General features: G+C 55.9%; 22 protein-coding genes. 11 read left to right on the top strand and 11 right to left on the bottom strand.

Features of this window, described 5'->3' with window-relative positions:
• Positions 1-17 precede the first annotated feature (17 nt).
• A complete protein-coding gene (gene phnA, locus AC2FLP_RS12200) occupies positions 18-1,262 on the bottom strand; it encodes a phosphonoacetate hydrolase (RefSeq protein WP_117873036.1) in 1,245 nt (414 codons plus the stop codon).
• Between the two features lie 18 nt (positions 1,263-1,280).
• Positions 1,281-2,468, bottom strand: coding sequence for a 2-aminoethylphosphonate--pyruvate transaminase (locus AC2FLP_RS12195; protein WP_117874015.1), 1,188 nt, complete (start codon positions 2,466-2,468; stop codon positions 1,281-1,283).
• A gap of 120 nt (positions 2,469-2,588) precedes the next feature.
• On the opposite strand from AC2FLP_RS12195, the gene AC2FLP_RS12190 reads away from it, so the two are divergent.
• A complete protein-coding gene (locus AC2FLP_RS12190; RefSeq protein WP_496684736.1) occupies positions 2,589-3,479 on the top strand; it encodes a LysR substrate-binding domain-containing protein in 891 nt (296 codons plus the stop codon).
• 25 nt (positions 3,480-3,504) lie between these two features.
• Here the strand turns inward: AC2FLP_RS12190 and AC2FLP_RS12185 are convergent, their stop codons facing one another.
• The 7 genes from AC2FLP_RS12185 to AC2FLP_RS12155 form a co-directional block, all read right to left on the bottom strand.
• A complete protein-coding gene (locus tag AC2FLP_RS12185) occupies positions 3,505-5,526 on the bottom strand; it encodes a putative 2-aminoethylphosphonate ABC transporter permease subunit (protein ID WP_496684734.1) in 2,022 nt (673 codons plus the stop codon).
• Positions 5,523-6,638 (bottom strand): putative 2-aminoethylphosphonate ABC transporter ATP-binding protein, encoded by a 1,116-nt coding sequence (locus AC2FLP_RS12180; RefSeq protein WP_496684732.1) that lies wholly within the window; start codon positions 6,636-6,638, stop codon positions 5,523-5,525. The genes AC2FLP_RS12185 and AC2FLP_RS12180 overlap by 4 nt, the downstream gene beginning before the upstream one ends.
• Before the next feature lie 132 nt (positions 6,639-6,770).
• Positions 6,771-7,790 carry a putative 2-aminoethylphosphonate ABC transporter substrate-binding protein gene (locus AC2FLP_RS12175; protein ID WP_299897710.1) on the bottom strand — a complete coding sequence of 340 codons (1,020 nt, stop codon included), beginning with the start codon at positions 7,788-7,790 and terminating at the stop codon, positions 6,771-6,773.
• Positions 7,791-8,523: 733 nt separating this feature from the next.
• Complete coding sequence (locus AC2FLP_RS12170) at positions 8,524-9,363, bottom strand: EamA family transporter (protein ID WP_299897707.1); 840 nt, start codon at positions 9,361-9,363, stop codon at positions 8,524-8,526.
• Between the two features lie 196 nt (positions 9,364-9,559).
• Positions 9,560-12,022, bottom strand: coding sequence for a GcvT family protein (locus AC2FLP_RS12165; RefSeq protein WP_496684729.1), 2,463 nt, complete (start codon positions 12,020-12,022; stop codon positions 9,560-9,562).
• Between the two features lie 86 nt (positions 12,023-12,108).
• A complete protein-coding gene (locus tag AC2FLP_RS12160; RefSeq protein ID WP_117873029.1) occupies positions 12,109-12,864 on the bottom strand; it encodes a DeoR/GlpR family DNA-binding transcription regulator in 756 nt (251 codons plus the stop codon).
• 336 nt (positions 12,865-13,200) lie between these two features.
• Positions 13,201-14,466: a 2-methylserine hydroxymethyltransferase gene (locus tag AC2FLP_RS12155; RefSeq protein ID WP_299897700.1), complete on the bottom strand. Its 1,266-nt coding sequence runs from the start codon at positions 14,464-14,466 to the stop codon at positions 13,201-13,203.
• 108 nt (positions 14,467-14,574) lie between these two features.
• Between AC2FLP_RS12155 and AC2FLP_RS12150 the strand changes: the two genes are divergently transcribed.
• The 10 genes from AC2FLP_RS12150 (at position 14,575) to pqqE (ending at position 22,765) form a co-directional block, all read left to right on the top strand.
• Positions 14,575-15,459 carry a LysR family transcriptional regulator gene (locus AC2FLP_RS12150; protein ID WP_496684727.1) on the top strand — a complete coding sequence of 295 codons (885 nt, stop codon included), beginning with the start codon at positions 14,575-14,577 and terminating at the stop codon, positions 15,457-15,459.
• Between the two features lie 220 nt (positions 15,460-15,679).
• A complete protein-coding gene (locus AC2FLP_RS12145) occupies positions 15,680-16,426 on the top strand; it encodes an ABC transporter ATP-binding protein (protein ID WP_117873026.1) in 747 nt (248 codons plus the stop codon).
• A complete protein-coding gene (locus AC2FLP_RS12140) occupies positions 16,423-17,214 on the top strand; it encodes an ABC transporter permease (RefSeq protein ID WP_299897691.1) in 792 nt (263 codons plus the stop codon). The genes AC2FLP_RS12145 and AC2FLP_RS12140 overlap by 4 nt, the downstream gene beginning before the upstream one ends.
• Positions 17,211-18,812, top strand: a complete 1,602-nt coding sequence (locus tag AC2FLP_RS12135; RefSeq protein ID WP_496684725.1) for a sensor histidine kinase — start codon at positions 17,211-17,213, stop codon at positions 18,810-18,812. Before AC2FLP_RS12140 ends, AC2FLP_RS12135 begins: the two co-directional genes overlap by 4 nt.
• Before the next feature lie 9 nt (positions 18,813-18,821).
• The gene (locus AC2FLP_RS12130) at positions 18,822-19,505 is read left to right on the top strand and encodes a response regulator transcription factor (RefSeq protein WP_299638858.1); all 684 of its coding nucleotides are present in this window, start codon (positions 18,822-18,824) and stop codon (positions 19,503-19,505) included.
• A gap of 102 nt (positions 19,506-19,607) precedes the next feature.
• Positions 19,608-19,709 carry a pyrroloquinoline quinone precursor peptide PqqA gene (gene pqqA, locus AC2FLP_RS12125; RefSeq protein ID WP_117873022.1) on the top strand — a complete coding sequence of 34 codons (102 nt, stop codon included), beginning with the start codon at positions 19,608-19,610 and terminating at the stop codon, positions 19,707-19,709.
• A 23-nt stretch (positions 19,710-19,732) separates the two neighbouring features.
• Complete coding sequence (gene pqqB, locus AC2FLP_RS12120; protein ID WP_496684723.1) at positions 19,733-20,629, top strand: pyrroloquinoline quinone biosynthesis protein PqqB; 897 nt, start codon at positions 19,733-19,735, stop codon at positions 20,627-20,629.
• A complete protein-coding gene (gene pqqC / locus AC2FLP_RS12115; RefSeq protein ID WP_496670309.1) occupies positions 20,626-21,375 on the top strand; it encodes a pyrroloquinoline-quinone synthase PqqC in 750 nt (249 codons plus the stop codon). The genes pqqB and pqqC overlap by 4 nt, the downstream gene beginning before the upstream one ends.
• Complete coding sequence (gene pqqD, locus AC2FLP_RS12110) at positions 21,375-21,647, top strand: pyrroloquinoline quinone biosynthesis peptide chaperone PqqD (RefSeq protein ID WP_371415326.1); 273 nt, start codon at positions 21,375-21,377, stop codon at positions 21,645-21,647. The genes pqqC and pqqD overlap by 1 nt, the downstream gene beginning before the upstream one ends.
• Entirely contained in the window at positions 21,647-22,765 is a 1,119-nt protein-coding gene (pqqE, locus tag AC2FLP_RS12105) for a pyrroloquinoline quinone biosynthesis protein PqqE (RefSeq protein WP_496684721.1), read from the top strand. Before pqqD ends, pqqE begins: the two co-directional genes overlap by 1 nt.
• Here pqqE and AC2FLP_RS12100 read toward each other — a convergent pair.
• Positions 22,762-23,358, bottom strand: a complete 597-nt coding sequence (locus AC2FLP_RS12100) for an ABC transporter ATP-binding protein (protein ID WP_496670305.1) — start codon at positions 23,356-23,358, stop codon at positions 22,762-22,764. The genes pqqE and AC2FLP_RS12100 overlap by 4 nt on opposite strands.
• Positions 23,355-24,104, bottom strand: a complete 750-nt coding sequence (locus AC2FLP_RS12095) for an ABC transporter permease (RefSeq protein WP_496684719.1) — start codon at positions 24,102-24,104, stop codon at positions 23,355-23,357. The genes AC2FLP_RS12100 and AC2FLP_RS12095 overlap by 4 nt, the downstream gene beginning before the upstream one ends.
• Positions 24,105-24,109: the final 5 nt, after the last annotated feature.

Genomic DNA, 24,109 nt, shown 5'->3' with positions numbered 1-24,109 from the left:
GTCTGATCTTTCATAGCTTACTGTGCCGCCGCTGTTGTTGCGTAAAAGAAGGCATCGAAATTGCGCAGCACGGGTTGGTTCGGCAGGTCGATGACGCGGTTCACGATGAAGGGAACTTCCTGTTCGGTCAAACCGCCATGGCTGCGCAACGGTTCTTTGAGCGCTGCCAGATCATGGCGATGCTCGGACGTGCCGATACAGATGTTTTCGCCGGAAACCATCACGATGTCGCCAATGCGGTCGCCTGGCAATTCGAATTGCTCGATCGCTTCGGCCTTGGTCAGCACGTGCGTAATGCCGTTGGTCGCCTTGAGCTTGCCGATGATGTCGTCCCGGTCTGCTCCGTCAGGCAAATAGGCGGTTGCGAAGGAACCCAACGCGCCATGATGCACGACGTATGGATCGGTAATCGGAAGGATGACCCGTGCCGCGTCCTTGCCCAGCCATTCGTCCATCAGGTCCTGCACGTAAACTACAGAGGGCGATCCATCCGCCAAATGCTTGGGCTTCATGCCGTGATCCGCGGTCACCACGATGGCCGCACCCAATTCATCCAGTTCGCCAAGATACCGGTCGAACATGGCATAGAAATCGAGTGCGCCTTTTTGATCGGGTGCAAACTTGTGCTGGATATAGTCGGTGGTCGACAAATACATCACGTCGGGCTTGAACTCTTTCAGCAGCTTGACGCCAGCGGCAAAGACAAATTCGGAAAGCTCTGCCGAGTAAACCTCGGGGACGTCCATGCCCAGCCATTTGCTGGCGTTGTCGATGCCGTGTTCCGCCAGCGTCGTTTCACCCGACCGTTCGGAAGAAAACGCGACCGCCCTGCCTTCGTCAAACTTCAGCCCGGCACCTAACAGCGCGCGCAGCTTGTCCTTGGCGGTTACCATCGCCACGCGAAAACCCGCGTCGTAGAACTGGGAAAAGATGGTCGGCGCACGCAGGAAGCGGACATCATTCATCATCACCTCTTCACCACTGTCTGGGTCGATGAGGTAGTTGCCACAGATTCCGTGCACGATTGGAGGACGCCCGGTGGCAATCGAAAGATTGTTGGGGTTGGTGAACGACGGGATAACGGAATGTGCCAGCCGGTCCGTGCCCTCTTCCCGCATTCGCTTGAGGTTGGGCATCAGCCCTTTCGCAATCGCGACATCGAGGTATTCAGGTTCACATCCATCAAGGCAGATGGCAATGGCGGGCACCTTCGGCGTCGGATAGACGCGCTCATTTGCTTCGACAGGAGTTTGGATAGTCATCTGTGTTTTCCTTGATGTTTAAGCGGCCAACTTGGCGCGTTCTTCCAGTGCCCGGAGAGGAGGAGCGGCACTTGTAACGCCCATTTCGTCCAGGGATTCTTTTGCTGCGTTCACAACCTTACGCATGACGTCTTCGTCCATCTGACCGATACATCCGACGCGGAAACTGTCGACGACGGTCAGCTTACCCGGGTAGATAATGAACCCTTTGTCTTTCATCAGGTTATAGAACTGATCGAATACGAACTTCTCGTCGGCGGGGCAGAAGAACGTAACGATGATCGGGCTCAGCCAACGGCTGTCCAGCAGTGTTTCGAAACCCAGTTCGCGCATCCCCGAAACCATAACGTCCCGGTTGCGGGTGTAACGTGCGCCGCGGCCGGCAACGCCGCCTTCAGCAGCGTGCGCCCGAAGCGCTTCGATGAAGGCTGCAACCACGTGCGTCGGCGGGGTAAAGCGCCATTGACCGGTCTTGTTCATGTGCGCCCACTGGGCGTGCACATCCAGAGACAGGGAATGACTGTTGCCCTTTGCGGCTTCCAGTTCGCTCTTGCGCGCCACAATGAACCCAAAGCCCGGAACGCCCTCGATGCACTTGTTTGCAGAAGATACCATGGCGTCATATCGAATATCTGTGGGCCTGAGCTCGATCGCACCAAAGGCAGACATCGAGTCTATCAACAGCTTGCGACCGGCTGCATATGTGGCCTCGGATATTTCCTCAACAGGGTTCAAGATACCCGAGCTGGTTTCGCAGTGAATGGCAACAACATGCGTGATGGCCGGGTCATCCGCGAGAATACGCGCAACCTCGTCGCCCCGTGGCGGCAGGTAATCGCCCTTGTCCAGCACGATATGGTCCCGGCCCAGGTACTGCAATGTCTGGGCTGAACGCTGCCCGTAGGCGCCATTGGCCAATACCAGCGCCTTTCCTTCCGGCGGGATGAAGGATGCCAGCATCGCCTCGACTGAAAACGATCCGCTGCCCTGCATTGGGACGCAATCAAACGCGTCAGCGCCCTCACCAAGCAGGTCCAGCAGGCTTGATCGTACTTCCCGGGTCATGGCGCGAAAGTCGTCGTCCCAGCTGCCCCAATCGCGCAACATGGCCTCTTTCACGGCATAGGACGTCGTCAATGGCCCGGGTGTCAAAAGGTATGGTTCGCCGAGGCGCGGTTGCTCGATTTTTGGATGGGATGGCGTCATTACCAGGCTCCAGAACAGCGTTTTCACAAACACCATTGCAGCAACGGTTGCTATATGTGAAATTGCAAATATCAATCTAATTATAAGTGCAGCCTATGCATTAATCATTGGGGACCGGTGATGCGGCACAGCCAGCTCAAAGCCTTTCATTACGTGGCCAAACATGGCGGGTTTTCCCGCGCGGCCGAGGCACTTTTTCTGACGCAGCCGGCGATTTCCGAACAGGTTCGAAAGCTGGAACAGGATCACGACCTGTTGTTGTTTCAGCGCGAACGAAAACGCGTGAACCTCACCCCCGAAGGCGAACAGCTTTACCAGTTCACAAAGCAGTATTTTGAGATCGAAGATCAGATCGAGGACTACCTCTCGGAAACCAAGGCCGCGATCGACGGGGAATTGCGGATCATTGCCGACTCAGCGCATCACATGACGTCTTTCCTGGGTTCGTTTCAAAAGAAGTACCCCAAAATCACCATCACCGTGCGGACCGGAAACACCGAAGAAATTCTGGAAGAACTTCGGTCGTACAACGCAGAGATCGGCGTTGTTGGCAGCTTGTCTCCTGGCAAGGATATGGATGTGTTGAACCTGGGGTCCACTGAAATCGTGGCCTTCGCCGCGCAAGGTGTGCTTTTGGCATCCAAACCTTCGCTTTCTTTGGAAGAGTTGGCCGATCAGCCGCTGGTTTTCAGAGAGCATGGGTCAAAAACACGTCAGAAACTGGAAGAAGAAGCCGAAAGGCGCGGTATCACGTTGAATCCTGCAATCGTTGCGGAAGGGCGCGAGGCCGTTCGCGAGCTTGTAGCCTCGGGTGCAGGCATCGGATTTGTCTCTGAAGCAGAGTATGGGCACGATGATCGGTTACGGCAAATCAAGCTGAAAGGCGTGAAGTTGCAAATGGGTGAAAGCATGATTTCGCTTTCGCAACGGCGCAACGTAAAGATCATCCGAGCCTTTATGGACTTCGCCCAGCGCGCGCTGGAAGAAAAAAGCCCCGCCGCCGATACCTGATCAGCGGCGGGGCAGAGTTCTTTGACTACCTGCTTCGCCAAGCCTGAGTGCGCTTCAGAATGCCTTTTGAAGCAATCAGGTGAACGATCCGGGCAGCGGCGTTGGTGTAAAAGATCATCATACCCATTGCCGCCGCCGGTGCGATATCCCCGGCATCATCCATGTTCAGCACCGCGATGGACGCAAGCGTCGTTTTGGGAGAATAAAGAAACACCACTGCCGACACGGTCGTCATCGCGTTGACGAACAGATAGATTGAGATATCCAAAACCGCTGGCAGGCAAACCGGAACCGTTACCCGTGCAAACAGCTTCATCGTTGGTTGTTTGAGCGAAGACGACACCGACTCAAATTCTCTGTCCATTTGCTTGAGCGCGGTGACGGCCGTCAGGTGCGACACGGTGTAGAAGTGGGTCACTGTACAAATCACCAAGATCGCCATCGTGCCGTAAATCCCATTCAGCGGGTTGGATGGGTTGTTGAAGAAGAAGATGTACGACAGCCCCAATACCATGCCCGGGATCGCCATCGGCAGCATCGCAAACATCTGGAAAATCGACCGACCGGTTCTGAACCCGTTCGATTTTTCCACCAAATAAGCCCCGAAGAACACAACTGTCGTGCCGATAACCGCCGTCAGCAACGCCAGTTTGATCGAGTTGAAATACGATCCCCAGCCGCCGCCGTCCATTCTGTTGAACTGATAGTTCTTGAGGCTCAGGCTCAGATCGTACGGCCAGAACTTGATCAGCGCCGCAAACTGACACACAGCCAAAAGACCGACGATGAACAGGCCGACCAAGCTGCAGTAGATCAGGAATATGCGATCAGCCTTTGGGTTTGGAGTCGGCTGATACGGCACAGAACGCGCCGAAAGCTGCGCCACCTGCTTGGACTGAACCATCCGGTCGATGGCAAATGCCAGGATGGCCGGGATGACAAGAACCACCGATACCACAGCGCCCATCTCAAAATTCTGCTGACCGATCACCTGTTTGTAAATATCCACTGCAAGCACGTTGAATTGACCGCCGATGACCTTGGGTAGACCGAAATCGGTGATCACCAGATTAAAAACAACAAAGGCCGCTGAGATCAGCCCATAGCGGGCCCCGGGTATCGTTACGGTCCAGAAGGTTCGCCATGGTGTCGACCGCAAGCTGACAGCAGCTTCATACAGGCGCGCGTCAGATATCGCGAGCGCGGTCGATATGATCAGGAATGCGTGCGGAAAGGTAAAGAAAACCGATCCGATCACGATGCCGATGGGGCCGTAAATGCTGGCACCAAACAGCAACTCCTTGATCATCCCCTGGTTGCCGAAAAGGTAGACCAACGCGATGCCCGGCAAGAGCGACGGAACCAGGATCGGTGCCATGGCAATGAGGCGAAAAACGCCTTTGAACCGCATGCAGCTTCGGTTCAGCGCATAGGCGAACCAAAACGCCAGCGTCACCGTTACAATGGTGCTGACAACCGAAATCCAAAGAGAGTTTTTGATCGAATTGAACAGTGCCGGTGTCGAGAAGTAGTTAATGAAATTGTCCAGCCCTCGCGACTGGACCGGCCGCATTTGCACCCGGCGGAACGTGTTGGAATCAAGCTCGACCCAATCGGTGCCTTCATTCAAAGTCGACCCGACCAGAAAGCGCCCGGTATCCGTTGTGTTACGGATCTTGTACATGACCGGGCTGCGAAAGCTAAAATCAGGGAAGAGTCCGGTCACAGGCAAACGTCCGTCCGAGCCCGTCACCAGATCAGTGTCGGAAAAGACCCTCAATTGCCTGTTCAGTTCGTCAGCCGACAGGATCGTTCCATCGAATACGCCTGCATCGTCACTTACCTGAAACTCATACTGGGAAAGTTCTATCCGATAGGTCGAGAACGACTTGGAGAGCATCGTGTAAAGTGGCAACGCCAACGTCACCACTAGATATAGCGCGATCACCATCATGCTTCCGCGCATCAGGATGTCGTCGCGGCTGAGCTTTGGCTTGATGTCCGGCCCGACAGGCAAGGTGCCTTGGTTGGTCGAAAGCGAGCTCATGCCTCAGCCTCCGGGACGTCAAAAGCCATAAGACGGTTTTCGGGGAGCTCAATCACCATGCTGCGCCCTTCTTCCAGCTCAAGACGACGTACAGCGTTGATCGAGAAATCCGCAATTAGTTCCGATGATCCGAACCTCTCGTTGTTCAATCGGCAGCGCCAGAACGAACCCAGGAACTCCATCTCATCAAGCGTGACCTCTATGCAGTTCCGATTGCCACCTGTGTCCAGGTAACCAGCTTCATGAGGGATGATATCTTCGGGTCGAATAGCTGCGATGATCGGGGTCCCATCGTTGAATTTGTGGCTAAGGCAGGCAAAGGTCTTCTCCCCGACGCTCAATCGTCCGCCTTTGGTAACCTGCGACCGGATCTGGTTCATTTCACCGATAAAGTCGGCGACAAACAGATTGGCCGGCTCCCGGTAGATTTCGGTGGGAGGCCCCACCTGTTCGATCACACCATGATTCATGACCACGATCCGGTCTGCCATGGCCAGCGCTTCTTCCTGATCGTGGGTCACCATCACGGTGGTCACACCCAGCTTGCGCTGCAACTCCTTGATCTCATGCCGCAGATGAACGCGCACTTTGGCGTCCAGCGCCGATAACGGCTCATCCAGAAGTAAAAGACCCGGGTTGGTCGCGATGGCGCGGGCCAGTGCAATCCGTTGCTGCTGACCACCTGACAATTGCGCTGGGTATTTCTTGCCCTGTTCCGGCAAACCAACCAGATTCAAGAGTTCGTTTACCCGAACAGCGATATCCGATTTGCTGCGGCCGGTGTTTTCAAGGCCAAAGGCGATGTTCTTTTCAATCGTCAGGTTCGGGAACAGAGCGTAGGACTGAAACACAATCCCGAAATCCCGTTCGGACGGGGGGAGATTGGATACGTCCTTGCCATCCTGCATGACCGTACCCTTTGTCTGCAAATCCAATCCGGCAATCGCCCGCAAAAGAGTGGTCTTACCGCAACCGGACGGGCCTAGAAAGCAGACAAATTCCCCTTCATTGATTTCAAGAGAGATGTCCTTGAGCGCCAGAAAGCTTCCGAACGCCTTCCACAAATTCTGGATGCTGAGATACAGTTCACCGAGTGGTGTTTTCTGAAGCACGGGAGAGGTCCTCACATCTGCACCTCGGGCACGGCCGATCCTGGCCGGTTTGAACCGGGTGAGTAAGTTGTTTGTTGGGGAACAAGATACTGGTGTGCAGGAGAGGCACAAAAGCCTCTCCTGCTAAAGGGATTACTTCGCTTCCGACTTTCCGTCATAGCGAGACTGCCATTCCTTCAGGATTGCCGCGCGATTATTGGCGGCAAACTCAAAATCGTTTTCGATCATTGCATCCAGAAGACCGTCTGGGAAGTGCTCAACCGGCTTTGCAACACCCGGATAAGCTACGACGGCATAGCCGGTGTTGTACATCTCGTTGGCTTCCTTGGTGACCGTGAAGTCCACCAGCTTCTGCGCGGCCTCCAGATTTGCAGTGCCAGCAACAATTGCGGTGGCTTCCATGTCCCAGCCTACGCCTTCAGAAGGCACGATGATCTCAAGCGGCGCGCCGTCGGCTTTGGATTTTGCCCCGCGGAACGCGAAAGAGATGCCGATAGGGATCTCGCCTGCTGCCGCCAATTTGCAAGGTTTTGAACCTGAATGGGTGTACCGTGCAATGTTCTCGTGCAGCGCATCCATGTATTCCCAACCACCTTCTTCACCGAACATCTGCAACCAGCTGGACACATCAAGGAACCCCGTACCCGATGAATTCGGGTTGGGCATGATCACCTGATCTTTGTACATTGGGTCGGTGAGATCCTTCCAGGATGTCGGCGGGGTCAACCCGGCCTTCCCGGCCTCGACTGTATTGTAGCAGACAGAAGCAACCCAGGCGTCCATACCGACCCAGGCAGGGGGGTTGTCGCCATCAACAAATTTTTTGTCCAGCTTTTCCACACCAGCCGGCGCATAAGGCTCCAACATACCTTCTGATTTCAGCAGCAGCAGCGACGTGGCGGCCAGGCCCCAAACAACGTCTGCCTGCGGATTATCACGTTCTGCCAGCAATTTCGCCGTAATGATGCCGGTCGAGTCGCGAACCCAATTGATCTTGATATCAGGGTGACTTTGATTGAAAGTTTCGGCGTACCGGGCCAAATCTTCCGCCTCGACTGCGGTATAAACTGTCAATTCAGTTTCCGATGCCGCAACCGTTGCCGTTAGCGCACCTATAGTCAGAGCCGCGAGAAATGATGTCGTGTGTTTCATTGTGATCCTCTGTTGGTAATTATGTTGTTTTCGCCATTCTTACGCGGCGTTCGAACTCGATTATTATGCACCGATTGTTTGACAGCAGTTTGACAGATAAAAACGCCAATAAAAATCGATTATATCTTCGATGTCATAAGCAATACCTATAGGTGGCATTGGCAAGGCCTCAGGCCGAACAGGGCGAATTCACGAACCTGGTTTTTTGCTTTTGTGCGATCTCATGGTCCATTATTCCGAACGCATCCCTATCGGCGAAACTTCCCCGTTTTCATCCATATCCAAGTGTACATGCAGCGTGCAGGCACCAATTGCGGCCAGCCGGTATGGTTTCGTACAGAGAATGGACAAACTGGACTGCCGCGAAGGCAATCTGAGGTCTGACATCCGGTTCGTCGGCTCTTCCGGATTACCAAAGGCGAGTTAAAAACCGCTGCGTTCAGAGCGTTCGGCTTCTGTTTCATCCAAGACATCTTTCAAGCTTTGTCTTTTTATTGAGGCTGGGACAAAAAGGGATACCCGGCTGGCTCAACAGGCTTGTTGGCGGCAAAACGGCGGGCAAAACCAACCACGTTTCCCCAAGGTCTTCGCGGTTTGGGCCGTCCGCCACCCAACCGAAACCGCCCTACCCCACCAAATCATTGCGGAACTGGCTTATGACGATCAGCAGAACACTCAGGCATGTTTCAGGGTCTGAATTCCGCAAACTTTTCTTCGATGCCCCGAAGGACGCTCAACGTGTCATTGCAAGGATTACTATTCCGATCGCGACGATGGTCGCTGCAAGAAGCCTGTTGGATTTTGGACCCTCACCAAACCACATCACACCAATAAGCGACGCAAAGATAACTGAGCTTTCCCGGAGGGCGGATACCACGCCCAAGGGCGCAATGGTCTTGGCATAGAGTACCAACCCGTACGCCAGCCCAGAGATGACGCCGCCTGTCAGGCCCGCCCAGACATAGCGCTTGGGCAGTGCAACGAAACGCTGCCATCTGGTCGTGAAGATAAACCCGGCAACAATAATCTCGGCAACGAACAATGCTGCAATGTATCCCAACGTATTCCCGGAAAGCCGGATACCGATACCATCCACGATCGAATAGGACGCAATCATCAAACCCGTGCCAAACGCGGCCGCTACGGCGATCCAGTTTGTGTTTCTGCCCAGCCCGGCCAAGGACAGACATCCGATCCCAACCGAGATGCAGACGATACCGGCCCATGCGATCGGCGGCAGAAACTCACCCGCAAAAAAGATAGCACCCACCGTAACCAGGATTGGCGTCATCCCGCGTGAGATTGGGTACACTACCGACAGGTCACCGTGCTTATACGCGGTGTTGAGAAACCAATAGTAACCCCAGTGAATCAGGGTCGAACCGATGATGAAGGGGACAGCTGCCCAAACTGGCAACCCGACAAAAGGCAACGCAATCAACGCAGGCACAGCGTGGCCAAGCGACACCAGCCCCAAAACCACGGCTTTGTCGGGCGCGCCTTTGACAACTGCATTCCAGAGCGCGTGCAACACGGCTGCGGTCAATACGATGAGAACTGCCTGTATTGTCATTGTGGCTCGACGATATGAGAAATTTTTTTTTCTTTCATCACAGTTCGGCTCTCAGATAGGCCAACCCCAACGAAAGCTGATCCAAAGGCAATCCATCCCAGCACAAAAGTGCTGATATCCGTGACATGCGCCGTGTCAGGTTTGATGACAGAACAGTGTTTCATCTGGATTTAGGCCAGTCGGTTACCATCGGAACCTAGCCGTCCATCTTGGGTCGTTCGTTCCCGAAATCATATGGGCTTCTTAAATGGGCTGTTGCTGAAAATCTGGTTCCGGCAAGATCAATCTCGAAACCGCCGTTCAGGATATATTCCAATGTGATGCGTTCCGGAGCGTCAAGCTGGCATAAAGCTACCGCTGCCCCCAGCGTATGGCCATACGCCGCTGAACGAACTTCTCCGATTTCAACGCCGTTACACAGGACGGCCTCGCCGCCCCATAGCTGCTGTGCGCCATCATCCAGCACCAGCTGAACAATGCGGGTTTTCAGGTGACTGGGGTCTTCTTTCGCAGCCAGCAGCGCCTCTCTCCCGATAAAGCCGCCCGGCTTTTCGAAATCGACCGCAAAACTCAGCCCCGCCTGCAACGGTGTGATACCGGGGGTCAATTCACGGCTCCAGGCGCGGTATCCCTTTTCCAGCCGCAGCCCCTCCAGCGCATAGTATCCGGCGTCGCGAATGCCGTGCTCTGCTCCGGCGCACATCAGGTCTTCATAGACACCGATGGTGAATTCAACCGGAACCACCAGTTCCCAACCCAGTTCGCCTACATAGGTCATGCGATTTGCCAACACGGTGGCGTAACCCAGGTCAATCTCCTGTACCGCGGCAAATGGGGAACCGGCATTGGACAGGTCAGCTTTGGTCAGCTTGCGGAGCACGTCGCGAGACTTTGGCCCCATCACGGCCAGCACTGACCAGGCCGAAGTGACATCCGTCAGGAATGCGTGTGCATCCTCGACGAAATTCCTGCGTATCCAATCCGCATCATGCACAGCCTGTGCCGAGCCCGTGATCAGCATGAACTCCTGATCCTTCAGGCGCAGCACGGTCAGATCAGATTCATACCCGCCGCGCTCATTCAGCAGGCCAGTGTAGATTGTGTGACCCACCGGCACATCCACATTGGCCGCACAAATCCGGTTTAGCTGGGCACAGGCATCGCGACCTTGAACCAGGAGCTTGGCAAACGAGCTCTGGTCAAAGACCGAAACCCCCTCGCGGGTATTCTTATGCTCAGTGGCAACCGCGTCATGCCAGTTCTGACGGCCAAAACTGTAATGAATCTCGGGCGCCTCACCTTCAGGCGCAAAATAATTCACCCTCTCCCAGCCCATTTTCGATCCAAATACGGCATTCTTCGCAGCCAGACGGTCATAGAGGGCAGAACGTCGGAATGGACGCGCCGAATCCAGCTCTCGGTTCGGCCAGGGCATCGCGTAATGAAGTCCCAGAGTTTCCTTGACCCGGTCATGCAACCAAGTGGGGTTGTTGTTGAAACTGGCAAACCGGCGGATATCAACGGCAAACAGGTCCGAGGTCGGAGCCCCCTCGACAATCCACTCTGCCAGAGCGCGCCCTGCCCCGCCGGCGCTGGCAATACCCATCGAGTTGAACCCGGCGCCGATGAAGAAGTTCTTCAGTTCAGGGGCCTCTCCAAGCAGATAGTTGTTGTCGGGCGTAAAGCTCTCGGGGCCGTTGTAGAATTTGCGCACGCCGGCTTCGGCCATCTGCGGCACCCGGACCAGTGCGTTTTTCAGAAGGATCTCGAACTGGTCCCAGTCATCGGGCAGCAACTGGAAGAAGAACTTGTCAGGTATTCCATTCATTGCCCAGGGCTTGGCCTCAGGTTCGAACCCGCCCAACACCAAGCCACCGGTTTCTTCCTTGAAATAGATGTAACCGTCTGGATCGCGGAGCACCGGCAGGTTAGAGGTCACACCCTCAACCTGCTCAGTCACGATATACATATGCTCGGCCGAATGCATGGGAACGTTGACGCCGCACATCTTGCCAAGTTGCCGTGCCCATTGGCCACCGCAATTGACTACGACGTCGGCCTTGATCGTGCCCTGATCAGTCACCACACCGCTTACCGCGCCATTCTCAGTCAGGATATCGGTGACCTTTATGCCCTCGATCACCTTTGCGCCGCCCATCCGTGCGCCCTTGGCCAGCGATTGAGTCAGATCGGTCGGATTTGCCTTGCCGTCCCCAGGCATCCACAACCCGCCCTTGACATCATCCACCTGCATTATCGGCCACTTGTCCTGCGCTTCCTGTGCGCTGATGACCTGAACCTCGACACCCTGCGCCCGCGCCGCCGCAGCCGTGCGCAGCAGCATGGTCATACGGTCATCTGTCCGTGCAACAGTAACCGAGCCACACTCCATCCAGCCTGTCGCGAGCCCGGTCTCTGCCTCAAGCTGCGAATAGAGCTCGGTCGAATAGCGGATCAGGTTGGTCATCGCGGGTTGGCTGCGCAACTGACCAACCAGACCGGCCGCATGCCATGTGGTGCCACAGCTCAGCTGCCCCTGCTCCAGAAGCACCACGTCACGATGCCCCATCCTGGTCAGATGATACGCAACCGAGCAGCCAATGATACCGCCTCCCACAATGACATATTGTGCGCTGTGCGGAAGTTTGGTGTCAGCCATCGGCTCGCTCCGTACTCAGGGATTCGGATTTGCTTCCACCCTATTTGCACTTTGCAAATTTTGGCAACTGCTTTCTTATTTTTGCGTTACGCTTTCACAATATCCACGGGTTGATTTTGTAACGCGCCAACTATGCTATTTGGCAACTCCTCATCCACCACCAGTGCTGCTTTCACCGGCAGCGGTTTCATCGCGATCGGACCAACCACATCGAACTTGCTGCCATCCGCCAGAATCAGTGGCCGCTGCGCCCGTTCCATCATCATGTGACGCAGGTTGGCACCTTCTAGCGAAAAGTCTGTAAACAATGCCCGAGAACTCACACCGCCGACCCCTATCAGTGCATATTCCGCATTGTACCGCGACAGGTGGTCGAGCGTGTCCAAACCCAACGTAGCATTCTCTGAAAAATCCAGCCGCCCGCCCAGCAGCGTGACTTCGGTGGCCGCTGGTGCCAGCACAGAAGCAATAGTTAAGTCGTTGGTATATATAGTAAGATTCTGGCGCACAGTCGCCAAAGCCTGCGCCGCTGCCAGTGTCGTTGACCCATTGTCAACTATCACGCTGGCCCCGTCCGGGATTACGCTGGCCACATAGGCTCCAATCCGCTTCTTACCCTCCGGGTTGGTTTGGGACCGGTCGGCCATGGAAGGTTCCTGCCTGCGCACACTGGTCGCCCCGCCCCGCACCTGATGAAGCTTGTTCTCCTGAGCCAGCTGTTCAATATCTTTGCGCACGGTTTCCCGGGATACACCAAGCCGTTCAGTCAGAGATCGGATCGAGACCGCGGGTTGGCGCGAGACTTCTTCCAGAATAATGGCGTGGCGTTCGGGTGCTAGCATTGGCCTGCCCTATGATTTGGCATTGCACGAATATGCCAAAACTTGCCAATAGGGTCCAGCCTGAACACACAATCAGGCACGAGTTTTCGTAGCCGCCGCGGTGACGCTCACACGCAAATGGTCCAGCGCAGTTAAATGCCCTGTAACCCTAAGTTACTTTGAAAACTGCCGGATTGACCCGGATCATCGGCGTCGAGGCACCCGCTCAACCGGCAGAACGAGGTCGGATCGGGGATGACAATGGTGGCGCGGATCAAAAAACGGCTTGACCTGCACCACGAGAACTTGATCGCAGACACAGCGTAAGGAACTGGGCCATTTCCGGGCAAGGAGTGTTTACACCGCATAGGTGGGAAATGACGCGCACAACACGGCGACTGTAGCTTTACAGCGCAGGACTGTCGCGTCAGCATCACCTGCTGCCTCAGCTTCGATCAAGTCCGCAATCACATTGCCCAACTCTTCGAACTCGGCTTCCTTCATTCCGCGGGTCGTGGCTGCGCTCACGCCCAGACGCAACCCAACCCATTCTGTCGGACGTGTGCTGTCATTGGGGATCGCGTTTTTGTTTGCCGTGATATTGGTCTTTTCCAGGACGACCTCAGCACGTTTGCCCGTGATACCCTTTGGGCTGAGATCCACGAGTACCAGGTGCGTGTCGGTGCCACCGGAAACAATACGCAAGCCCCGGGTCTGCAAGGTTTCTGCAAGTTTGGCGGCGTTGGCTTTAACCTGTGCTCCGTAATCCTTGAACTCGTCCGTAAGCGCTTCTGCGAGACAAACAGCTTTGGCTGCCAGTACCTGGCTGTGGATTGAGCCCTGAACGCCGGGGAAAACCGCAGACTGCAGCTTCTTGAACCAGTCCACGTTGTTCGTGAGGATCAGTCCGCCACGCGGGCCTCGCAGTGTTTTTGTCGTGGTGCAAGTTACAATGTCAGCGTGTGGGAAAGGCGAGGGATGCGCGCCAGCCGCGACAAGCCCGGCAATATGAGCCATGTCCACGTGGAAATGTGCGCCCACCTTCTTCGCGATTTGCCCCATGCGCTCAAAGTCGATTTCGCGCGGATAGGCAGAACCACCCGTGATCAACAGCTTAGGCTGGATTTCCTCAGCCAGTTTTTCCAGCGCATCACAGTCAATAACTTCAGAGTCGGCATCAACACCATAGTGATGCGATTCGAACCAGCGACCCGACAGGTTGGCTTTCAGGCCGTGACTCAGGTGACCGCCAGCTGCCAGATCCAGCGACAAGACCTTGTCGCCAGGCTTGAGTAGCAGAAAGAAAACAGCAAGGTTCGCCTGGCTGCCGGAATGGGGCTGAACGTTGGCATAGTCGCACCCGAACAATTCCTTGGCGCGGTCGATTGCCGCTTGCTCGACGACGTCGACGAACTGACCACCTCCGTGGAACCGGTTACCCGGATACCCCTCAAGCGTCTTGTTGGTCATCTCATGTCCGAGGACATCGAGCACTGCACGGCTGACGATGTTTTCGGACGCGATCAGCTCAATTTGATTCTGCTGACGCTTTTTCTCGTTTGCAAGAGCTTCTGCGACGACGGGATCGGTCGTCCCGACTGGATTTTCAAAGTGCCGCGACATCCGGGCTCCTCCGATGCGTTTTGGTTTAATCCAAAATCCAGAGTTTCACTGGCGGAAGCAAATCAGTATTGCTATTTATTTGCCGCAGAAAAACTAAGGCTCAAGTAGATGTCACTTTCTCCTCGTCGTCCAAAAGGTCCACATCTCAATGCCCTGCGAGCATTTGAGGCAGCAGCTCGGCTGGGAAGCTTTGCCGCTGCGGCAGACGAGCTATCCGTTACCGCGGGCGCGATAACCCAGCACGTCAAGACCCTGGAAGCTTGGGCGGGCACCCAACTTTTTGTCCGAAATGCCCGTGGGGTTGAGATGACGGCGCTCGCCGAAGAGCTTTTGCCCGGGTTTAGCCAGGCGTTTGACCAATTGGGAATGGCTGTGCAGGAACTCCGAAGCAAGGCCTTGCCCCGGAAGGTCAAAGTTGCTGCGTTGCCGTCGATCGCGCAGTTGTGGCTGGCCCCGCGGCTTGGAAAGCTAAGGCGTATTGCTCCGGATTTGTCCGTGTCTGTTGTTGCACTCGAAACACCGCCAAACCTCGCGCGTGAACCTTTTGACATGACCTTGTTTTTTACTAGTGAGCTGATCGGAGCAAACGAAATCAGAATAGCGGAAGATGTGATTTTCCCAGTTTGCGCCCCCTCAGTCGCGGACAGATTGAATTCTGTTTCGGATCTTTCGAAGGAAACACTTCTCCATGACGGGTCGTGGGCAAATGATTGGGGCAATTGGCTGAACAGTCAGCCTGGTGGAGCAAACGTGCCGCAGACGGGAACTGTACACTCGCTATATTCTGTCGCACTGGAGGAGGCGCGTCATGGCGGCGGCGTGTTGATGGCGCACGAAGTTCTGGTACAGAACTTGCTGGACTCTGGCGATCTGGTCCGCCCTTTTTCAGCCTCGTTGAAGCTTCCGAGTGCAATGGTGGCGAAATTTACTCCATCGTTCAGCAGATCCCCCGCCTTCAACGAGTTACGATCATTTTTGCTGGCCGCGAACTGAAGAGCGGTTTCCGCAATACGGTTGCTACCGCCAATCAGGCACCGCTTCGCCTCACAAACTCAGTTGGTCGAAACGTCGCGACAAATCCTGCGGGCACATGCATCAAATCCGTGAACCTTCACATACTTAAGTCGTGGTCGAGCCTCAGACTGGAAGGTTGAGAAACGCGGCCCGACATTGCAAGCTGCTGTCAAGACCCACGGTCCGGGACGGAGGAAGAATGTCAGACGCGCGCCCTTCGGCGGAATCCAATCCTGGTCTCGCGGTACGCGACCTGAGTTTTCACTATGGCGCCAAGACGGCTTTGGATGCTGTCTCTTTTGACGTGTTGGCGGGGACGTTCTGCGGTCTGCTTGGTCCGAATGGGGCTGGGAAATCGACACTGGTGTCGTTGCTCACGCGATTGCTAGTAGCGCCAGATGGTGAAATCACGGTCGCAGGCCATAATCTTCGCCAATCCCCGCGCAAGGCGCTGGCAAAGCTCGGCGTGGTCTTTCAGCAACCGACACTGGATCTGGGTTTGACGGTACGCCAGAACATGACCTATTTTGCCGCGCTGCATGGGCTACCTCGATCCGATGTCCCCGACCGTATCGACGCAGCGCTGGATCGGCTGAACATGCGGGAACGTGCCGGGGAACGTGTACGCGATCTTAATGGTGGTCATCGCCGTCGGATGGAACTGGCTCGTGCCCTGCTGCACGAACCATCGGTGTTGCTGTTGGACGAGCCAACAGTTGGGCTTGATGCCGCGGCACGGCACGCGATAACCGACCATGTGCACGACCTGGCGGAACAGGGGTTGTGCATCTTGTGGGCCACGCACCTGACAGATGAAGTGCGCGACGACGACCAGCTGCTGGTTCTGCATCGCGGTCAGATTATTGCCAGTGGGCAGACAGGCAGCCTACGGGGGGATCAAACCCTGCCCGACTGGTTCCTGTCCCGAACCGAGGTTGCGACATGAGCGGGTTCCTGGGTGTCGCACGTGCCATCATCGAACGCGAGTTTCTGCGTTTCATCCATCAACGTGAACGATTTCTCGCAGCTCTGGTTCGGCCAATGGTCTGGCTTTTGATTTTCGCTGCAGGGTTTCGTGCCGCCCTGGGCCTGTCGATAATTCCACCCTATCAGACCTATATCACCTACGAGACCTATATCATCCCTGGCCTCTGTGCGATGGTTCTGTTGTTCAATGGGATGCAAAGCTCACTGAGCCTTGTCTATGACCGCGAGATGGGCTCGATGCGTCTGCTGCTGACCAGTTCGTTCCCGCGCTGGTGGTTGTTGTTCTGCCGCCTGCTGGGATCAACGGCGATATCCATCCTGCAGGTCTATACGTTTCTCGCATTGGCCGCTTTGTTCGGCATTGTCCTGCCGTTGCCCGGTTATGTCGCGGTTCTACCGGGATTGGTTCTGGGCGGTCTGATGCTGGGCGCGCTGGGGCTGGTGCTGTCCAGTTTCATCAGGCAACTAGAGAATTTCGCCGGCGTAATGAACTTTGTCATCTTCCCGATGTTCTTCTTGTCTTCCGCCCTCTACCCGCTGTGGAAAATGGCTGAAAGCTCGCCGTTGCTGCGTGATATCTGTGCGCTCAATCCTTTCACGCATGTGGTCGAGTTGATCCGGTTTCTGCTTTACTTGCAGATCAACTGGGGGGCCCTGCTGTGGGTTCTGGCATCAACTGCGATACTGAGCGCGATCGCCGTTTGGGGGTATGATCCGGCCCGGGGCCTGATGAGGCGGAAATCGTGACAGCCGCGCCACAAACCGCAAAGCGCAGTCTGCTTCTGAAAACCCGGCTGGGCCTTGGTGCCGTCGTGCTTGGATCAGGCACCTTGCTGGCGGCCGCAACCCTTTACTTCGGGATGCAGAACGTCGCCAGCCGTCTGGAAACCGCGCTGGCTTCGGAAACCCGTATGGCACGCTATGCGGCTCTGTCGACCCAGGCCGCCACCTTTCTTGTAATCGCAACCGAGTCGATACAAACCGGCCAAACAGTCGAGTCACGAATTGATCGCCTTTCCCCGATCCGAGACCAGATTGCGACAACGTTTCTGCAGCTTCGTTCTGATGTGGAAGACGCTGTTGCCGCGGTTCAGTCCCTGGGGCTGGACGAACAATCGCGTTACGGAACCCAATCCCTGGGTCTGGCCAGAATGGAGGCGCTTCTGGCCAGCACGCTGGAAGGGCTTGCCGACGCGGAGGCCGATCAGGCGCGGCTGCGTGCCCATGTCGACTCGTTTGCGTCGGCGTTTGATCCTCTGCTCAGCCAGGCGGTGAATACCGAGGTTCTGTTTCGAAATTCCGTATTGGCGGGGATCGAAAGGACCCGTCTGGTTCTGACTTGGGTGGCACTGACACTGGCACTATTCGCCTTGCTCAGCACGGCGTGGTTCTACTTTGGTCTGGTGCGACCGCAGTTCTCTCGCCTGGATCGGCTGCGCAACGCGGCGGTTCAGGTCGGCCAATCCGAATTCGCAATTTCACTGCCGCAAACCCGCAATGATGAGATCGGCCAGTTATATGGCGAGACCAACCGCATGGCGGCTGCATTGAGACAACGCCAGGCCGAGGTTGACTCAGAATGGGCCCGGTTGAACGAGACCATTGTCCAGCGAACCCGGGAACTCAGCACTGCAAACGAATCCCTGTCCAAGATTGACGAAAACCGGCGCCGCTTTTTTGCTGATGTCAGTCACGAACTGCGCACACCGCTGACGGTGATCATGATGGAAGCTCAGATTGGTCAGAGGGATGTCCAGACCGCGCAAGAGGTGTTGGCAACAATCGAAAACAGCGCCACAAAACTGAACCAGAGCATCGATGATTTGCTACGCGTCGCCCGATCCGAAACCGGCGAGCTGGCTCTGGAACCAACTAACGTTGCACTTTGCGATCTGATACAAACAATTGTCAGCGACATTCAGCCTGAAATCGACAGCGCCAACATGCAGCTTGAAACGAGCCGATTCCCGGATTGTTCGTTGCACTGTGACCTGAATTGGATTCGTCAGGTCCTGCTTAGCCTGATACGCAATGCGATCCGACATGCGCGCGAAGGGAAGGCGTTGTTACTGTCCGGTCAAACAGTAGACAGCGGTGTTCAAATACAGCTAACGGATAACGGCCCCGGCATTCCCGATGGCGCCCAAACCCGGATCTTCGAGCGGTTTGTTCAGGGAGGGGCGGCAAACAGTCAGGGCTTCGGTGTCGGGCTGGCACTGGCCAGATGGGTCGTCGAGGCCCATGAAGGAACCATTTCGGTGGCAAGCCCGGTTCCTCGCAACAATGCTCTGGGATCAAATGCCGGTACAATTGTCTGCATTCGATTACCGCTGGCGAAGGCATAGAATAAATACATGGTCTCCAAGCTTCTGATCATAGATGACGACCCCAGAATCACGTCGGCCCTTGTCCGGGGCCTGACGCTGCACGGCTACTCAGCCGAGGCTGAAAACCGCGCCGACCAAGGGTTGGAACGGTTGAAAAGCGGTGCATTCTCAGGTGCGATTGTTGATGTGATGCTGGGAACGGATAGCGGTGTCGAACTGGTCCGAGCTGCGCGCCGGGCTGGGGTCGGAATCCCGATCCTGATGTTGTCGGCGCTATCGGATGTCGACCATCGCGCCGCAGGGCTGGAAGCCGGAGCCGATGACTATGTCGTAAAGCCGTTCAGCTTTGATGAACTTGTCGCCCGATTGCAAGTACAGGAACAGCGCGCACTCTCTCACCGCCCGGACCCCGCACGGCTATCCACGCGGGACAGAAAAATTTCAATCCGAGAGACAAGCATTGCACTCACCGAACGTGAATTCGATCTGCTCACGTTGCTCAACAGCCAGGCCGGATCGCCAATTTCCCGGGGAGAGCTGTTTGACACGCTTTGGTCGCAGGAAGGATCCAGCAACGAAAATGTGGTGGACGTCTATATTGGGTATCTGAGAAGAAAGCTAGCGTCAGACGATTTTGGGTTTGAAATCAAAACCATACGCAATCAAGGGTTTTGCCTTCAAGGTGTCGCTCCGTTATTGGATGACAGCTGAGTACCGACCAAAGTCTAATTCTTTCTTATGAATTAAGAGTCGCACCATCCGATAAGTCCTGCCACATTGGAAACCAGCACACCTTAGGAGGAGGACCCTGATATGGCTTGGAACAGACCTGTTATTCGCGAAATCGAATGCGGCATGGAAATCAACATGTACGGCCCCGATCATGACGATGAGCGCGGTGGCGGCCTGATCTGATCAGCCGCAAGCGCCAACAATAGATGACGTTGCGCGCAATAATACTTGGGGCCGCTGCTGGAGGCGGCCTTCCGCAATGGAATTGCGGATGTGAAAACTGCAATCTGGCCCGAAGCGGAGTTATTCCCGCGCAGACGCAGTCATCACTCGCCGTGTCCCCCGATGGTCAGAACTGGGCCATCCTGAACGCATCTCCGGATATTCGAACACAGCTCGGCAATACGCCTCTCCTGTATCCGACTGGGTTGCGAGAGATGCCGATTAATTCGGTGCTGGTTACAAACGGTGATATTGACCATATGGCTGGCTTGCTCACGTTGCGCGAGATGCAGCCATTTACGCTGTTTGCGACTCATAGCATTCAGGATGTTCTAGCGCAGAATCCGATATTCGACGCCTTGAACGCCTCGGTCGTGAAACGCGCGTCGATCTCGTTGAATGAGACATTCGAGCTGGTTTCAGGCTTGGAGGCAACTTTGTTCCCTGTGCCCGGCAAAGTGCCTCTGTATCTTGAAGGGGAACACGTCGAAACCGAGCTGGTTGGCGAACAAACTGTCGGGGTGGCACTAAGCACACAAGGGAAGACGGCGTATTATATACCGGGCTGTGCCGCATTGACGCCCGAGTTGCGCGCTCGGCTTGACGAGGCCGATCTTTTGTTTTTCGACGGCACGCTTTGGCACGACACAGAAATGGTGCAGGCCGGGCTGGGTCAGAAGACGGGCAAGCGCATGGGCCATATTTCGATGGACGGCCCAGATGGATCGATCGCCGGTTTCGCTGATATGAAAATCGGCCGGAAAGTGTTCATCCACATGAACAACACCAATCCGGTTCTGCGCCCCGACAGCACTGAGAACGCTCAGGCACGGGCCAAAGGCTGGACGATAGGCCAAGATGGCATGGAGATAACACTATGACCCAAAGCCGCAAAGAGTTCGAGGCCCGGCTTCGTCAGATCGGAGCCGAGCGTTACCACGACCTGCATCCGTTTCATCATCGCCTGCACGGTGGTCAATGCACGCCTGACGAAGTGCGGGCCTGGGTGATCAACCGCTACTATTATCAGCATTCCATCCCGATGAAGGACGCCGCCTTCATGTCGCGTGTAGATGATCCCGCGCTGCGCCGAGCCTGGCGGTCGCGGATCGAAGATCATGACGGCACGGAAGACAACGAAGGTGGTATCCGGCGCTGGTTGCGACTGGCCGAAGCAGTCGGTCTGGATCCGGAATATGTCGCCTCATGTGACGGCGTATTGCCTGCCACCAAATTTGCGGTGGACGCTTACGTGCGATACGTCCGTGAAAAGTCGTTGCTGGAAGCGGTTGCGGCCTCGCTCACTGAACTGTTTGCTCCCAAGATTCACGCCAACAGGATCGAAGGCCTGCTTCAGCATTACGATTTTGCGGATGACAGCTCACTTGCCTATTTCCGCAACCGCCTGAAAGAAGCCCCCAAGGATGTGGCCTTTGGCTTGGCATGGGTATTGGATCATGCCGACACTGCAGAAAAACAGGAAGCGGCAGCCAAAGCACTGATATTCAAGACCGATGTCCTCTGGTCGCAGCTGGATGCCTTGTGGGGCGCTTATGTCGAACCTGCCCGAATTCCTCCCGGGGCATGGAAGCCGGACACCGGTTTACGGATGCGGCAGGCATCATGATGTTGGCGCAGGAGGTCCCCTTGCTTCCGCGTGGCGTCCGCATCCAGTACGATTCTGTGCGGGAACAATGGGTTCTGCTGGCACCTGAACGGGCCGTGACGTTGGATCAGATCGGACATGCGATTCTGAGCGAAGTAGACGGCCAACGCAGCTTTGGTCAGATCACCGCAAGCCTGTCCAAGAAGTACAACGCCCCGGAAGAACAGATTGTCGAAGACAGCTCGGGGTTTCTGGATGCCCTTCGGGTGCGTCGTTTTCTGGATGTCATTTGATGCAGGTAAAAACCCCTCCCCCAATTGCCATGCTGGCCGAGCTGACGCATCGATGCCCATTGTCCTGCCCCTATTGCTCCAACCCAGTCGAAATGGCCAAACTCGACAGTGAAATGGATACCGAAACCTGGGCACGTATTTTCAGAGAAGCGGCGGCGCTTGGCGTCTTGCAATTGCATCTGTCAGGTGGAGAACCCGCATCCCGCCGAGACTTGGTTGCGCTGGTCAACGCCGCGCGTGAGGCTGGACTATATACCAACCTGATCACATCGGCGATCGGACTGTCCGAGCGACGCCTGCATGAGCTGGACGAAGTCGGCCTGGACCACATCCAGCTTTCTCTTCAGGGCACTGACGCCGCGATGGCCGACAAGGTAGGCGGCTACCGAGGTGGGTTTGACCGCAAAATGAAAACAGTCGAATGGATCAAAAAAATCGGGTTTCCGCTGACCCTGAACTTCGTGCTGCACCGTCACAATGCCCACCAACTGCCGCGGGCGCTGGAACTGGCGCGCGAAATGGGAGCGCGACGGATCGAAGTTGCAACCGTACAATTCCACGGCTGGGCCTTGAAGAACAGGGACGCCTTGATGCCGACGCGGGAACAGGCGCAACAGGTGACGAGACAGGTGGCCGAGGCTAGGAAGGACCTCAAGGGACAACTGGTCATCGATTATGTCCCGGCGGACTATCATGATGACTATCCCAAGCGATGTATGGGCGGTTGGGGCACAACCGGGCTGAACGTGGCGCCAGACGGTCAGGTTCTGCCTTGCCATGCGGCACAGTCCATCCCGCATCTGACACTTGACAGGGTGCAGGACAAACCGCTTGCGGATATCTGGTACAGTGGCAGCGCGTTCAATGCTTATCGCGGAACGGAATGGATGTCGGACCCGTGCAAAACCTGCGAACGCAAAACCGTTGATTTTGGCGGCTGCCGCTGTCAGGCCATGGCCGTTGTCGGAGACGCAAGCGCCACCGATCCCGTTTGCATCAAATCACCCCTTCATCAGACCCTGCAAAACCAGGCAAATGAACATGCCGCAAAAGCGGATGCGCCTTTCATCTATCGTACCGCACCCGGTGCCGCGACGAAGTCTGCGAATGACCCCTAACCCAGAACGGCCCCGTCTGGCCCGGATTTCAGGTTTAGGATCCGGTCGGAAAGCCGATTTGCTTCTGGTCTGGAATGCGTCACGAACAGGGTCGCCGGTCGGTGCCGCATGATGAGGTCCTCGGTCAGGGTCAGCATCGTCTCGGCTGTTTCAGAATCCAGAGACACAAAGGGCTCGTCCATAATCAGAAACTCAGGCTGCCCGGCAAATGCGCGAGCCAAAGAAAGCCGGCGCTGTTGACCCAGTGACAACTGGCCGGGAAACAAATCCCCCTTTCCTTCCAAACCCACGTCAGTCAGCGCGGCGTCGGCCTCAGCCTGCGACAGGTCGCCATGAATCAGAGTCAGATTATCGATAGCCGAACGCCATGGCAGCAAAGTGGGTTCCTGAAATACAATAGCCAGTCGATCCGGCCGAACGATATGGCCTTCAAAGTTCGGGTCAATGCCTGCCACCAATCTCAGCAGCGTCGTCTTTCCAATGCCCGAGGGCCCGGTCAGAGCGACTGTTTCCCCGGCAGCGATTTCAAAGGCAATGGGGCCCAGAACGGCATCGTTTTCAAAGTGCTTTTTGTGGATGTCAATTTGGATCATGCAGTTCTCCACCGTCGAGCGTTACGCTCCAAAGGCTGTAGAACCAACCACTCAACGACCAGCATGACCGCAATGAACGAGAATGCGTAAACCAGCACCATAGCCACATCAAACAGCTGAAAATACAAGTGGATTTGGAACCCGACACCGGATGATCGCCCAAGAAATTCGACCACAAGCACGATTTTCCAGATCAGAGAAAGCCCAGACCGTGCGGCAGCGGCGATAAACGGGGCAAGCTGCGGCAGGATCACATGACGCAGTCGCGTTTGCCACGGCATCCGGTAGACCTGTGCCATCGCATCCAGATCTGGGCTTAGGGCCCTGCCGCCCTCTCGGAGGATCGTTGCGACATTGGGAATTTTGTTCAGCGTAACTGCGGTGATCGCCGCAGCTTCGGTCAGCCCGATCCAGAGATAACACAGCACGATCAGAACCAACGCGGGCAGGTTCAGGAAGATAACCAGCCATGGATCGAGCCAGCGGTTCAGCGCATCCGACCGCCCCATGGCCAGGCCAATGATCGTTCCCAAGGTCATCGCCAACACAAAGGCCCAGATCACGCGTAACAGAGTCGCGCCAAGGCTGCGTAGCAATTCGCCTGACGCAAGTTCTTGCTGAAACCGGGGAAACAGATCCCAAGGTTGCGGCAGAGTCTGAGGATCAGCGGTCAGAGACGCTGAAACAATCCACAACGCGACAAGGCCTGCGATAGACATAAGCGGCGTAAGGCGCGCGTTTTGCATCTGAT

Source organism: Ruegeria sp. CDSA141 (assembly GCF_059612005.1).
The sequence above is the reverse complement of the archived record's forward strand: the minus strand, read 5'-3'. Positions and strand labels throughout refer to the sequence as shown.